This window comes from Pseudomonas sp. AK106, from assembly GCF_053903055.1.
Window position 1 is genome coordinate 2,531,663 of the sequence record NZ_CP096426.1, and the last position, 14,283, is coordinate 2,545,945.

At 61.9% G+C, this 14,283-nt stretch carries 11 protein-coding genes; 4 read left to right on the plus strand and 7 right to left on the minus strand.

What is annotated here, in order from left to right; genetic code table 11:
* Nucleotides 1-37: 37 nt before the first annotated feature.
* The 3 genes from M1E04_RS11415 to mexE are packed head-to-tail and all read right to left on the minus strand — an operon-like array spanning nucleotide 38 to nucleotide 5,880.
* Entirely contained in the window at nucleotides 38-1,435 is a 1,398-nt protein-coding gene (locus tag M1E04_RS11415; protein WP_456293005.1) for an efflux transporter outer membrane subunit, read from the minus strand.
* Nucleotides 1,435-4,626: an efflux RND transporter permease subunit gene (locus M1E04_RS11420; protein WP_065990308.1), complete on the minus strand. Its 3,192-nt coding sequence runs from the start codon at nucleotides 4,624-4,626 to the stop codon at nucleotides 1,435-1,437. The genes M1E04_RS11415 and M1E04_RS11420 overlap by 1 nt, the downstream gene beginning before the upstream one ends.
* A 12-nt stretch (nucleotides 4,627-4,638) precedes the next feature.
* The gene (mexE, locus tag M1E04_RS11425) at nucleotides 4,639-5,880 is read right to left on the minus strand and encodes a multidrug efflux RND transporter periplasmic adaptor subunit MexE (RefSeq protein WP_065990310.1); all 1,242 of its coding nucleotides are present in this window, start codon (nucleotides 5,878-5,880) and stop codon (nucleotides 4,639-4,641) included.
* A gap of 661 nt (nucleotides 5,881-6,541) precedes the next feature.
* Here mexE and M1E04_RS11430 point away from each other — a divergent pair.
* The 4 genes from M1E04_RS11430 to M1E04_RS11445 all read left to right on the plus strand — a co-directional run bounded on the left by M1E04_RS11430 (nucleotide 6,542) and on the right by M1E04_RS11445 (nucleotide 11,508).
* A complete protein-coding gene (locus M1E04_RS11430) occupies nucleotides 6,542-7,423 on the plus strand; it encodes an alpha/beta fold hydrolase (protein WP_456293178.1) in 882 nt (293 codons plus the stop codon).
* A 141-nt stretch (nucleotides 7,424-7,564) separates the two neighbouring features.
* A complete protein-coding gene (locus M1E04_RS11435) occupies nucleotides 7,565-8,074 on the plus strand; it encodes a sigma-70 family RNA polymerase sigma factor (RefSeq protein WP_192130458.1) in 510 nt (169 codons plus the stop codon).
* Nucleotides 8,071-9,036, plus strand: a complete 966-nt coding sequence (locus M1E04_RS11440; RefSeq protein WP_456293006.1) for a FecR domain-containing protein — start codon at nucleotides 8,071-8,073, stop codon at nucleotides 9,034-9,036. Before M1E04_RS11435 ends, M1E04_RS11440 begins: the two co-directional genes overlap by 4 nt.
* A gap of 69 nt (nucleotides 9,037-9,105) precedes the next feature.
* On the plus strand, nucleotides 9,106-11,508 hold the full coding sequence (locus M1E04_RS11445) for a TonB-dependent siderophore receptor (protein ID WP_456293007.1): 2,403 nt from the start codon (nucleotides 9,106-9,108) through the stop codon (nucleotides 11,506-11,508).
* Nucleotides 11,509-11,709: 201 nt separating this feature from the next.
* Here the strand turns inward: M1E04_RS11445 and M1E04_RS11450 are convergent, their stop codons facing one another.
* Genes M1E04_RS11450 through M1E04_RS11465 form a run of 4 tightly spaced genes read right to left on the minus strand, consistent with a single transcriptional unit; the run spans nucleotide 11,710 to nucleotide 14,274 of the window.
* Nucleotides 11,710-12,345 (minus strand): TetR/AcrR family transcriptional regulator, encoded by a 636-nt coding sequence (locus M1E04_RS11450; RefSeq protein ID WP_192130461.1) that lies wholly within the window; start codon nucleotides 12,343-12,345, stop codon nucleotides 11,710-11,712.
* A 46-nt stretch (nucleotides 12,346-12,391) separates the two neighbouring features.
* Nucleotides 12,392-13,102, minus strand: coding sequence for an SDR family oxidoreductase (locus M1E04_RS11455; protein WP_456293008.1), 711 nt, complete (start codon nucleotides 13,100-13,102; stop codon nucleotides 12,392-12,394).
* Nucleotides 13,089-13,409 (minus strand): Dabb family protein, encoded by a 321-nt coding sequence (locus M1E04_RS11460; protein WP_192130463.1) that lies wholly within the window; start codon nucleotides 13,407-13,409, stop codon nucleotides 13,089-13,091. Before M1E04_RS11460 ends, M1E04_RS11455 begins: the two co-directional genes overlap by 14 nt.
* Nucleotides 13,402-14,274 (minus strand): sugar transporter, encoded by an 873-nt coding sequence (locus M1E04_RS11465; RefSeq protein ID WP_192130464.1) that lies wholly within the window; start codon nucleotides 14,272-14,274, stop codon nucleotides 13,402-13,404. The genes M1E04_RS11460 and M1E04_RS11465 overlap by 8 nt, the downstream gene beginning before the upstream one ends.
* Between the last annotated feature and the right edge of the window lie 9 nt (nucleotides 14,275-14,283).

Sequence of the window (14,283 nt, forward strand, 5' to 3'; positions counted from 1 at the left end):
CTGCCGGTTGAGCGAGCCCGCCGTTCATCCCGTGACCTCAGGCGTTCGGCTGCCAGCCACCGCCGAGAGCCTTGTAGATGGCCACGATGCCGCGATACAGATCGATTTCGGCCAGGGCCTGGCTGTCTTCGGCGGCCAGACGCTCACGTTCGGCGTCCAGCAGCACGAGGAAATCAGCGGTGCCTTCCCGGTACTGGATGTTCGCCAGATTGGCCGCCGATCGGCTGGCTTCACTCTGCCGCACCAGCGACACCAGACGCTGCTGACGCTTGTCGTAGTCGCTGAACGCGTTTTCGGTTTCTTCCAGGGCCAGCAGCACTTGCTGCTCGTAATTGGCCAGCGCGCCTTCGGCATCGGCATTGGCGCCGCGAATCCGCGCCCTCACGCTGCCCAAGTCAAACGCCGCCCAGGTGATGCTTGGGCCAAGGCCCCACGCTTGTGCTGCGCCGGAACCAATCTGCGAACCGCGGCTGGCCGTGAATCCAAGGAAACCGCTGAGGCTGACCCGTGGGAACAGGTCGGCGGTCTGCACGCCAATCCGCGCGGTTTGCGCCGCCAGTTGCCGCTCGGCGCTGCGCACGTCCGGGCGGTTTTCCAGCAGCTTGGTCGGATCACCGATCGGCAGCGCCTTGGAGATCGCGGGCAGTTTGGCCGGGGCCAGCGTGACGGTCATGGCGTCCGGCCGTTCGCCGAGGAGAGTGGCGATGCGGTTGCGTTCGCGCACCTGTTCCGCCTGAAGCTGCGGAATGGTCGCTTCCACTGCCGCCAGACGCGCGTCGGAACGCACCACGTCGAGCTCGTTGCCCACGCCTTCGTCACGCAGTTGGGCAGTCACCCGGCGGGATTCCTGCTGGTTTTTCAGGTTGTCCCGGGCGATGTTCTCGCGCAGTTGGGCGCCACGCAGTTGGCCGTAGGCGTCGACCAGCTCGGCAATCATCGTCACCTGCAGCTGGTAGAGGTTTGCTTCGGCAGCCTGTTGGTCGGCATCGCTGGCTTCCAGCTCGCGCTGGATACGGCCGAACAGGTCCAGTTCCCAGGCCATGTCCAGGCCCAGGTCGTAACGTTCCTGATTGATGCGCTGTTCAGTCTGCCCGGGCACCTGACCGCGGCCGATCTGGCTGCTCGCGCGGCTGGTCACCACCGGCATGGCGTCGTTGCTGATGTCGTCCCGAATCGCACGGGACGCCTTCAGGCGGGCGAAGGCGACGCGTAACTCGCGGTTGCCCTGCAGCGATTCGGCGACCAGCTTGTTCAGCGTCGGGTCGTCGAACTGCTGCCACCAGATGGTCTCGATGTGGCTGCGGTCATAGGCCCGCTGGGTGGCGGCCTGGATGTTGGCCGCCGCGGTTTCCGGCTTCTTGTAGTCCGGGCCGACGGCGCAGGCCGCCAGCGCCATCACCAACAGGCTCGGCAGGAAGAGTTTTGCAGCCTTCATCAATGAGCCTCCGGGGCGGTGGTCTGAATGCGTTGTGCCTTGGCCGCCTTGCGCGCCTCTTTGCGTCCAACGTAGTTACGGATCAGTACATAGAAGACCGGCGTCAACAGCAGACCGAAGAAGGTCACACCGAGCATCCCGGAGAACACCGCCACGCCCATGGCATGACGCATCTCGGCACCGGCGCCGCTGGACAGCACCAGCGGCACCACACCCATGATGAACGCGAAGGAGGTCATCAGGATCGGCCGCAGACGCAGGCGGCAGGCTTCAAGCACAGCTTCCAGCGGGGTCTTGCCCTTGTCCTGCTCATCCTTGGCGAACTCGACGATCAGAATCGCGTTCTTGCACGCCAGGCCCACCAGTACGATCAGGCCGATCTGGGTGAAGATGTTGTTGTCGCTCCCGGCGATGATCACACCGGCAATGGCCGACAGCAGGGTCATCGGTACGATCAGGATCACCGCCAGCGGCAGGCTCCAGCTTTCATACAGTGCGGCCAGTACCAGGAACGCCAGCAGCACGCAGAGCGGGAAGACCAGCAACGCGGTGTTGCCCGACAGGATCTGTTGGTAGGTCAGGTCGGTCCACTCGTAGGTCATGCCGTTGGGCAGTTCTTCCTTGAGCAGTTTTTCCATCGCCACCTGCGCCTGACCCGAGCTGAAACCCGGACCCGCCGCGCCGTTGATCTCGGCAGTGATGAAGCCGTTGTAGTGCATGACGCGGTCCGGGCCCGAGGTGTTGGTGACTTTCAGCAGTGTCGCCAACGGGATCATTTCGCCACGGTTGTTGCGCACTTTCAGTTGACCGATCTGTTCAGCGTCCTGACGGAACTGCTGCTCAGCCTGCACGTTGACCTGATAGGTCCGGCCGAAACGGTTGAAGTCGTTGGCGTACAGCGAGCCCAGGTAGACCTGCAGGGTGTCGAAGATGTCGCTGATCGGCACGCCGAGGGTCTTGGCCTTCTCGCGGTCGATGGCGGCATCGACCTGGGGCACGTTCACCGTGTAGCTGGTGAACAGCGCCGCCAGTTCCGGCACGCTGCGGCTCTTGCCGATGATGTTCATCGTCTCTTTGTACAGCTCGTCGTAACCCAGGTTGCCGCGGTCTTCGATCTGCAGACGGAAACCGCCGATCGTGCCCAGGCCTTGTACCGGCGGCGGCGGGAAGATCGCCATGTAGGCTTCCTGAATCCCCGCATATTTGCCGTTGAGGGCGCCGGCGATGGCACCGGCCGACTGGTCGGCTGCCGTGCGATCTTCGAACGGTTTGAGCGTGACGAACACGATGCCGGAGTTCGGGCTGTTGGTGAAACCGTTGATGGACAAGCCCGGGAAGGCCACGGCGCTTTCAACGCCCGGTTGCTTCAGCGCGATGTCGGACATGCGCTTGATCACGTCTTCGGTGCGGTCCAGGCTCGCGGCGTCCGGCAATTGCGCGAACGCCACCAGGTACTGTTTATCCTGCGCCGGCACGAAACCGGTTGGCGTGGTGGAGAAACCCAGCCAGGTCATGACGATCAGGCCGGCGTACACCACCAGCGCCACACCGCTGACGCGGATCACCCGACCCACCGTGCTCACATAACCGTTACTGGCCTTGACGAAGAATCGGTTAAATGGCCGGAACAGCCAGGCGCCGAACAGCTTGTCGAGGAAGCGCGAGAAGCCATCCTTCGGTGCATCGTGAGCGCGCAGCAGCACGGCCGCCAGGGCAGGTGACAGGGTCAGGGAGTTAAAGGCCGAGATCACCGTCGAGATGGCAATCGTCAGCGCAAACTGTTTATAGAATTGCCCGGTCAGCCCGGAGATGAACGCCGCCGGAATGAACACCGCACACAGCACCAGGGCCGTGGCGATGATCGGGCCGGTCACTTCACGCATGGCGATCTGTGTGGCCTCCATCGGTTCATGACCCAGCTCGATGTTCCGCTCGACGTTCTCCACGACCACGATGGCGTCGTCCACGACGATACCGATCGCCAGTACCAGCCCGAACAGCGACAGCGCGTTGAGGGAGAAGCCGAACAGGTGCATGACCGCGAAGGTACCGATCAGCGACACCGGTACGGCGGCCAGCGGGATGATCGAAGCGCGCCAGGTCTGCAGGAACAGAATCACCACGAGTACGACGAGGATCAGCGCTTCGAAGAGCGTGTGAACCACCGCCTCGATGGAGCCGCGCACGAAGATCGTCGGGTCATAGACGATGCTGTAGTCCATGCCTTCCGGGAAGTTTTTCTTCAGCTGTTCCATCTCGCCGCGCACTTCGTTGGAAATGTCGATGGCGTTGGAGCCCGGGCGCTGGAAGATCGGGATCGCCACCGCCGGCTGGTTGTTCAGCAACGAGCGCAAGGCGTACTGGCTGGAACCCAGTTCGACGCGAGCGATATCTTTGACCCGGGTGATTTCGCCGTTGTCGCCGGCGCGCACGATGATGTTCTCGAACTCTTCTTCAGAGACCAGACGGCCCTGGGTGTTGATCGACATCTGGAAGCTGGTGGCGCTCGGGGAGGGCGGTGCGCCCAGTTGACCGGCGGCCACCTGGCGGTTCTGCTCGCGAATGGCGTTGACCACGTCGGTCGCCGTGATGTTGCGCGAAGCGGTTTTGTTCGGGTCGAGCCAGACACGCAGCGAGTAGTCGCCCATGCCGAACAGCTGCACGTCGCCGACACCGTTCAGGCGCGCCAGCTCGTCCTTGATGTTGAGGACCGCGTAGTTGGACAGGTACAGCATGTCGTAACGCTGATCCGGCGAGGTCAGGTGGACCACCATCGTCAGGTCAGGCGAGGCCTTGTCGACCGTAATACCGATGCGTGTCACTTCTTCCGGCAGCTTCGGCTCGGTCCGGGTGACCCGGTTCTGCACCTGCACTTGCGCGGTGTCGAGGTTGGTCCCCAGCGCAAAGGTGATGGTCAGGGTCAGCTTGCCGTCGGCCGTGGCCTGGGAGGACATGTAGAGCATGTTCTCGACGCCGGTGATCGCCTGTTCCAGTGGCGCGGCGACGGTTTCGCCGATCACTTTCGGGTTGGCGCCGGGGAAGTTGGCGCGCACGACAACGGTCGGCGGCACGACTTCCGGGTATTCACTGATCGGCAGCTGGAACAGCGAGATCGCGCCGGCGATCAGGATCAGCAGCGAGAGCACCGCCGCGAAGATCGGCCGCGTGATAAAGAACTTGGAGAAATTCATCGTGTGTGTTCCTTAACCGCGTGGCGTGGCGGAAGCAGCGACCTTGGCGTCCAACTTGGGCTGGGCCTTGGGTGCGTTGCTGGCTTCGAGCGCCTGGCGTTGTTGTTGCAGTGCGGTGAGTGTTTCGTCGCTGGCCATCGGCGTGTCCTGGGGGTCAACCGGTGAACCCGGACGCACGCGCTGCAGGCCGGTGACGACGATGCGGTCGTCTTTGCTCAGACCGCTGCGCACGATGCGCAAGCCTTCAAGCTTCGGCCCCAGATCAACGCTGCGGTAGATCGCCTTGTTGTCCTTGTCGACCACCAGCACGAATTTCTTGCCCAGGTCGGTGCCGACCGCTTCGTCCTTGATCAGCATGGCCGAATAGGTGCCGCTGCCAACTAGCTTCAGGCGTGCGTACAGGCCCGGGGTGTATTCGCCCTTGCTGTTGTCGAACACGGCCCGGCCACGGATGGTGCCGGTGCGCGGATTGACCTGGTTGTCGACGAAGTTCATCTGACCCAGGTGCGGGTTTTCCGCTTCGTTGGACAGTCCCATGTACACCGGCGTCGTTGCGCCGCGCTTGCCGTCGCGGGCCAGCTGGTTGTATTTGAGGAACACGCGCTCGTCGGCGTCGAAGTAGGCGTAGACCTTGTCGGTCGAGACCAGGCTGGTGAGGATGGTCTGATCGGCGGTCACGATGTTGCCGGCGGTGATTTCCGCACGGCTGACGCGGCCGGTGATGGGTGCCGTAACGCGGGTAAAACTCAGGTTCAGGCGCGCCAGATCAAGCTGTGCCTGGATGGCGGCAACGGCGGCTTTGGATTCCTGGGCGGTGGTGGTGCGTGAGTCGGCGAGTTCGGCGGAGATCGCATTATTAGTGCGCAGGCGTTCGCCGCGTTGGGCTTCATTGGTGCTGCGCTGGGCAGCGGCCTTGGACTGCTGCAGTTGCGCTTCCAGACGATGCACTTCCGCTTCGAACGGGCGGGGGTCGATCTGGAACAGCAGGTCGCCTTTCTTCACCAACGCGCCATCAGTGAAGGCAACCGAATCGATCTGGCCGGAAACACGCGGACGAACCTGAACGGTCTCCGGCGATTCCAGGCGGGCGGTGACTTCGTCCCACTCGTTGACCGGTTGCTCGATCACCTTGGCCACGTTGACTTTCGCCGCCGCCGGCGCAACCGTCGCTTCAGGCGTCCGGCCGCACGCGCTGATGACCACAAGGGTCAACGCGGCGAGGGGATAGCGCAAAGGAGTTAAAGACTGAAGCATGGGAGAATCCGCCGATGTTATTGAGATGGGCGGATAATGTTCTCGGGGGTGTTATTGCACGAATCGAATGACACGAAGGTAACTATCAGTGGTAATGATGTTCGGCGTCATAAAAGGTCTGCAATTGATAGGCTGCACCGCCCCGAAGCGTTTTCTATACCTCCATTATTTGAAGGCTTATGGCGTTGATCCACCCTAAGCCCCAATGAAATTCCAAGCCGGTCGCACGGGATGCACAGTGCTTTTAGTGGGACCCGCTTCAGCCGGGAAGAGGCCGGCATCAACACCACACATTTGCAGCCTGACCACTGATGCATTCCCGGCTAAAGCCGGCCCTACTGAATGCACGCGGGCTCTGAGCGGGACTGCGTTTGCTATCGCTGCTCACATGAGGCTTGGTAACGTTGCAAAAACCGCAATGGTGAGTTGAGTTTTCTGGTGATTCACGACGGTCACTGCCGGCAATAGGCTTCAGCATGAATCCACTCATGCAGGTCTCCCAATGACTACCATCGATCCGGCCACCTCGTCGAACATCAAGCCTGGCATCAGTCGCCGCGGCATCTTGCAAGCGTCCGCGATGGGAGCAGCGTCCGCGGCCGCTGCTTCATTCGTGGGCGCTGCATCCGCCAGCTCACTCCCATCCGCTCAGCAGGGCAGCATTGAGGTCGATGATGCATTCGATGTCAGGTTCCACACGCAAAAGGTCGGCGACGTCGAGGTGTTCTACCGCGAAGTCGGTGCCAAAGACGCTCCTGTGCTTTTGCTGCTCCACGGCTTCCCGAGCGCAAGCCACATGTTCCGCACCTTGATGCCATTGCTGGCCAGCCAGTACCGCCTGATCGCGCCGGATTTGCCCGGTTTCGGCAACACCCAAGCCCCGCCGCGGGGCCAGTTCGATTACACCTTCGACAACCTCTACAAGGTGGTCGAAGGGTTCACCGAGGCGCTGGGGCTGACTCAATACGCGCTGTATCTGTTCGACTACGGGGCGCCCACCGGCCTGCGCCTCGCCGCCGCCAACCCGGAAAAGGTGACGGCCATCATCAGCCAGAACGGTAACGCCTACCTTGAAGGCTTCAGCGATCAGTGGGATCCGTGGCAAGCCTATTGGCGTGATCCTTCGGCGGCCAACCGCGAAGCCTGTCGCCCGTCGCTGTCGCCGAAGACCATTCGTGATTGGCAATACGGCACCGGTGCCGATCCCGAGAAGCTCTCGCCCGACGGCTACAACCTGGACATTTTTTACATGGCCCGGCCCGGCGCGGAGGACATCCAGCTGGACCTGATTCTCGACTACCGCACCAACGTCGCCGCCTATCCCGCGTTCCAGGCGTATCTGCGCACGCACCAACCGCCGTTGCTCGCCGTATGGGGCGAGCACGACCCGGCCTTCATCCCGCCGGGTGCGCTGGCGTTTCGCAAGGACATCCCCAACGCCGAGGTCCATCTTCTGGACGCCGGACACTTTGCGCTGGAGACCCATGCGGCCGAGATAGCGCAGTACATTCGGGATTTCCTGGCGCGCAAGCTGAAGGCGTGAGAACGCCCGTGTCTCGGCGTCATCTAGCGGTGATGCGCTGAGGCGCTAGTTCGGGCCTTTTAATAAAAGAGCATGGACTCGGCATAGCGCACTGATTAGAATCATTCGCATTTGGCGCATCCATCGCTCAAGGCTCCTGTCATGATTGACACAGCGACGCTCCCTCCGCAGACCCTGCATTCCCTGTACCGCGACCATCACGGCTGGCTTGAAAACTGGCTGCGCAAGCGAATGGGCAATGCCTGGGATGCGGCGGACCTGAGTCAGGACACCTTTTTACGGGTGTTGTCCAGCTCGCAACAGATCGCCGATATGCGGGAACCACGGGCATTTTTGCTGACCGTGGGCAAGCGCCTGCTCAGCAATTTCTACACGCGGCGCAGTCTTGAGCAGGCCTATCTGGAGGCGTTGGCCCGGTTGCCTGAGGACAGCGTGCCGTCCCCCGAACAGCGTTGGCTGCTGCTGGAAACCCTGCAAGCACTCGACGAGTTGCTGGACGGTCTGCCGGCGGCGGTACGCCGGGCATTTCTCTGGAGTCAGCTCGAAGGCCTGGGCTACCGCGACATTGCGCAGCGCCTTGAAGTGTCGGAGCGCACCGTCAAACGCTACATGGCGCAAGCCTATGAGCACTGCCTGCTGGTGGATTGGTGATTCGGTCGTCACCTTCGAACGAAGAGCGCGAGGTGATTCGCAGCGCTGCACGATGGCTGGCGCTGCTCGAATCCGGCAGTGCCAGTGAAGAAGATCACCTCATGCTGCAGCACTGGCGCGACAGTGCGGTCGACAACGAGCGCGCCTGGCAAAAGGCTCAGCAACTGCGACAGCGTTTTTCGGCCTTGCCGGCCAATCTGGCAATGGCGACGCTGGACCGTCCCGACCCGGCTCGACGTGCCGCGCTGAAAAGGGCATTGGGGGTTGTCGCACTGGCTCCGGCGGTATGGCTGCTGGCACGTCAGTTACCGCTGGAGGTCTGGCGCGCCGACCTGCACACCGCTATTGGAGAACACCAGCGACTGACACTGGCCGATGGCAGTGTCCTGCAGCTGAACACCGACAGCGCCGTCAACGTCGATCTCGGTGCCCGGCAGATCACGCTGATACGCGGAGAAATCGCACTCAACGTGCCGGGTAGCGCGCCGTTGTCCATCGACGGTCCCTACGGTCGTGTCAGGGTCAGTCAGGGTGAGGTCTGCGTGCGTCTTGACCCGAACGGCTGCCGGGTCTCGGTGGTCCGCGGCTCGGTGCAGGTCCATCCGTTGCAAGGCCCTGCGCTGGTTTTGCAGGCGCAACAGCAGATCAGCCTCCGCACAGACGGCGCAGGGCCAGTCACCGCGTTCGACGCCATGCTGCCCGGCTGGCGAGACGGCGTGCTGACTGCGCAGAATCAGCCGTTGGGCGATTTTCTGCGAGAGCTCGGTCGATACCGCCCCGGCCTGCTGCGTTGGGAGCCCGAGCTTGAAGCATTACGGGTAACCGGCAGTTTCAAGCTCGATAACACCGACCGGGTTCTGTCGCTGCTGGCAGCCAGTCTGCCGGTAGACATTCATATGCGTACTCGCTACTGGGTCACCCTGGCCCCCCGAAAAACCGCCCCCCAAAGAAATAGTGCGTGAAGCCTGTCCCTTTTTTTCGTCCCGCCGGTCATTCCAGGTAGTGAAAAAAAATGACGAGAGCTTCCCTTTATGTCCGCAGTGTCTCCCCACCGTTTGCGCCCGCTGTTGCATTTCAGTCTGTTGCTGACCCTGAATTCCAGTCCTCTGTTCATCTCTACCAGCTGGGCCGACACCGCGAACAGGCGCGCCTACGAAGTGCCTGCTGGCACGCTGAGTGCCGCGCTCACCCGGTTTGCCGGACAGGCCGGCGTCAACCTGTCGGTAGACCCTGCGCTGGTGAACGGACGTAACAGCGCCGGGCTGTCGGGCGACTTCGCAGTCGAAGAAGGCTTCACGCGACTGTTGCAGGGCACTGGCCTGCAACTGGTGTCCGTCGGCGATCAGGCGTACACGCTGATTCCTGCCGTTCAAAGCACGAGCCTGCAACTGGCGCCGACGTCGATTGTCGGCGACGTAGGCTCCACAGACGGTCAGGAATATGCAGGCGGTCAGGTGGCGCGCAAAGGCTCGCAAGGCATGCTCGGCTCGCGGGATTTCATGGAAACGCCGTTCAGCATGACCACCTACACCCAGGAGGCGGTGAAAAACCAGCAGGCCCGCACGTTGGGCGACCTGATTGCCAGTGACCCGTCGGTGCGCTCCACCAACCCGGCGGGCGGACGGTACGAACAGTTCACCATTCGTGGTCTCAGCCTGTTCAACAGTGACGTTTCCTACAACGGTCTTTACGGCATCCTGCCCACCTACACCATCGACATGGAGATGGCCGAGCGGGTCGACATCCTTAAAGGCCCCAGCCAGATGCTCAACGGCATCTCGCCCCGTGGCAGCGTCGGCGGGGGCATCAACGTGGTGCCGAAACGGGCAACCGACAAACCTATCACCGAATTCACTACCCGCTATGCCTCCAAGGGACAAGTCGGCACCGCTGTGGACGTGGCTCGCCGGTTCGGTGAGGACGACAGGTTCGGCATCCGCTTCAACGGCGTGAAGCAATCTGGCGATACCGAGTGGGACCACCAGAGCGTCGACCGCGAGATGGCGGTGCTGGGGCTGGACTTCCGGGGCGAGCGCTTGCGCCTGTCGACCGATATCGGTCACACCGAACGTGACACCGACGCACCCCAGGAGCGCGTGCAGGTCGGTGCCAACGCCAAAGTGCCCAACGTCGGCGATGTGCGCGACAACTATGCGCAGGCCTGGAGCAAGGCGCGCACCCGTGACACCTTCGGGGCGGTGAATGCCGAGTACGACGTCAATGATTCGGTCATGCTCTACGGCGGCGTCGGTGCGCGCAAAAGCAACCATGAGTTCCTGCGCCATGCGGTGTCGGTGACCAACAATGCGGGTGACTTCAGCGTGCAGCCCCGCGACTTTACCCGTGACGAAAATGTCCGGACGGCCAACGCCGGGGTGCGCAACTGGTTCCACACCGGTCCGGCCAGCCACGAGGTCAATCTGGCTGCCAGCTATTTCTACATGGACTTCGAGAACGGCGGCGCGCGCTATGCGTCCTCGCCCAGCAACCTGTACGACCCGGTCGAGACGCCGACTCCCGTCAACCCGACTCGATCCGACGCCAAGGTCTATACCGAAAACCGTTTCAGCGGCCTGGCCTTGACCGACACACTGGGTTTTTTCGATGACCGCCTGCTGCTGACACTCGGTGCCCGCTGGCAGCGGGTCAAGGTTGATGACTGGACTGACAACGTCAAGGGTGACACCGCCTACGACGAGGAGAAGGTCTCGCCTTCAGGTGGCATTCTGTACAAGGTGACTGATGACTTGTCGGTGTACGCCAACTACATGGAAGGCCTGAGCCAGGGCAAAATCGCGCCGTCTACCTCGATTAATGAGGACGAGATATTCCCGCCGTTCGTCAGTCGTCAGGTCGAAGTCGGTGCCAAGTATGACCTGGGATCGTATGCGTTCACCGCCAGTGTGTTCCGTATCAAGCAGCCGGCTTACGAGACCAACGCCACGTCGCGGGTCTTCGGCCCCAATGGCAAGCGTCAGAATGACGGTGTCGAGCTGACGATGTTCGGCGAACCCCTCAAGGGCTTCCGCCTGCTGGGCGGGGTGATGAACATCGACAGCGAACTCACCCACACCGTCAACGGTCAGTTCGACGGCAACCGGGCACCTGCCACGCCCGAATACAACGTCAACCTGAGTGCCGAGTGGGACGTGCCGCAGGTCAAGGGCCTGACCCTGACCGGACGGGGGATTTACACCAGTTCGCAGTATCTGGACCAGGCCAACAACAAAAGCATCGATTCGTCCGAGCGGTTCGATGTAGGTGCGCGTTATGCCTTCAAAGTCGACCAGAAGGACATCACGCTGCGCGCCAATGTCGAAAACGTCATGGACAAGCGTTACTGGGCCTCCGCCGGCGCCTCGGATGACAGCGAGCCCGGCTTGACACTGGCGACCCCCAGGACCTACCTGCTGTCCGCGACCATCGGTTTTTGAATGCAGTTGACTGCCCCGATCAACGCTGGACGATGACGAGGCTCGCGCCATGCCTCGCCATCAACTGTTCGAAGCACCGAAATGGCATCGGAAACAGCCGACCCTGACCCGCTCTAAGCCGCAAATGCTGCCCGGCTGAAGCCGGTCCTGCGGAACGGCACGAAACCAAGTAAAGCCGGGCCGCTGCAGCGGATCAGCGGATCAGCGGATCTGCTTGCCCACGTTAAAACGCAGCAACATCAGCGCTGCGTCGCACGCGTCACCGGCGAAGCGATGCTCGCCAAAGGCCTGGGCATTTACCGTCGCACCATCGAGCAGCATCAACAAGTAGGTGGCCAGGGTCTTGGCGGTCTCGGGCGTGTGGTACCGAGCCATTTCGTTCTCGACCAGCCCAAGCAACTGGCGCTTGTAATCGAGGGCAATCCCACGAATGTCCGAATGTTCCGGAAACTCCGCCACGGCACGGCCGAACAGGCAGCCGGCGAAGCTGGTCGAGCAGAACCACTGGCCCCGCCAGTCGAAGATCGAAATGATTTTCTCGTCCAGGCTGGGCTTATCATCCATACGCGCCTTGAGCTGCCCGATCAGATACTCGGAACGCTGCCTCAACACAGTTTTGACCAAGTCTTCCTTGCCGTTGAAGTTGCGATACATCGTCATCCTTGCGACGCCGGAAGCCTCGATGATCCAGTCAACGCCCACGGGGTGAAAACCGTACTGCGAAAATAGGGCAGTGGCAGTGTCCACGACATGCTGCTTCTTCGATACAGACAACTCAGAACTCCAGAGTCGGGAAAGTGTGAGGGGCGAAAGCCGTAACATTTTGATGTAGACCATTCTATATCAGTGACTGTTCGACGCTCCGCCCCCGGATTTCAAATTATCAGGTGAACGTCACCGTGTCCCCGCCGTCAACGGCCAATACTGTGCCGCTGATCATCGGGTTGCTGGCCAGAAGAAGCGCCGCCGAAGCGATGTCCTCAGGCTGCGCAATACGCTTGACGGGGAGAGACTGACTGCGCTGGCGCATTTTTTGTACCAGTGCCTCGGGATGCATGCCCGTGTCCACAAACCCTGGCGACAGCACATTCACCCGAACCGGCGACAGCTCGCTGGCCAGTCCGCGTGCGAAACCCTCGACACAGGCGTTAACTGCGCTGATCAGGGCGGTCTGAGGACCGGCACGCTGGGCGAACCGGCCCGAGACCAACGTCAGGGACCCGCCGTCTTCGAACTGGGCAAGTCGGGCAATGTGGTAGGCCGCCCAGAATTTGCTGTCGAAGATCCGTTGCGCGTCTTCCAGAGCAACCGTTCGCAGAGGGCCGAACGTCAGCGATGCGGCCGTGACCACTATGTGATTCCAGCGGGTGGAGCTGGCGAAGAAATGCTCCAGTTCTGAACGCTGCGTGATATCGAGCTGGGCGACGGCAACGTCCGGGCCGATGTCCCGCGCCGCCTGATCCAGGCCCGCCAGGCTGCGCGCGGCGAGGGTCACGGTCGCACCTTGCCGGTGGAACAATTTGGCGATGGCAAAACCGATACCGGCGGAACCACCGATGACCAGAACCCGGGTGTTGTGCTCAAACGTGGTCATGATGACCCTCCTTCTGCTGCGATGGCTCGGTGTGCGGGTAATCGAAAATCAGCATCTCGGTCAGTGCGCGTAATCTGGGGCGAAAGGCGGCGTGCAAAGGGTGTTCTCGCCAGCCAGGGAGTACCGAGTCGTCGGTAAACGTCAGGATGAAACCCTGATCGAAGCCCAGTGAGCGGTCACCGCTATCGAAAATGACTTCGACCGATACCAGGCCCGGGACACGTCCGGGGAAACCGTGCAGTTCTTGCAGCAACGCTGACAAGGCGGCGGGGTCCTGGGTTTTCAACAACACGATGCGCTTAAGCATGGGCGTTCTCCCATTCGATCAGGTTGCTCAGCCGGGGGCCGCTCTCGAAATCACACACCACCGTGTCGCCGTGGCTGAGCTGGATACCTGCGTCGGCGCTGTTGCGATCTGCGCCCATATAGAGATAGATCAGCGTGCCCGGCAGGCGCAGTGGAGGGTGCTGCCACAAGGTCTCGAAGAGGTCACTCGCCTGATAGCACAGGCACGACAGCCCCGTACTGAAACGCTGCTCCCAGTGCAGGTCGCCCGCCCGATAGATGGATGTTCGGCCCTGGACCAGCTGTGGCAGTGGCTGCTGGAAGAATTGGTGAGAAATGGCACTGGGCTGGAGCTTGGCGTACGCCAGATAGTTGCGCCTGGACTTGGCAAGTGCGATGTCGGTCAGGTCGTTGCCAAAGGTGTAGCCGATGTAGTCCGGCTGTCCGTTCTCCGCCACCAGAAACAGCGCCACGACTTCGGCTTCTTCACACGCCGACAGCGCACCGGGACTCATGCGCAGTACGTCGCCACTGCGTTTGAGGGTGTTGGCAAAGCCCTTGATAAAGAAAGCCGGCCGCTCGTCCTGCGCCGGTTGCTCCGCGACTTTGCTCTGGTGGGTAAGGCCGAAGCCGCACACCATCCCTTGGCGCGGGTCCGGAGGCAGCAGACATGGGAGCAACTCGAAGCCTGACAGGTCTTCCACTGTCAACGGCTGGATGGCGCGGGCGCGCAGGTATTCCAGCGGTCCGCCGGGATGCTGGCCCGCTGGCGTGTCTCGAAGAAGATGGTACAAGCTGTTGAGTGGATACAGCGTGTACTGCCCGCTGGTGGAGGGACTGGTCACGTAACGCTGCCCGTCCCGTTCGCATTCGAAGATGATCGACATTGGAAGCTC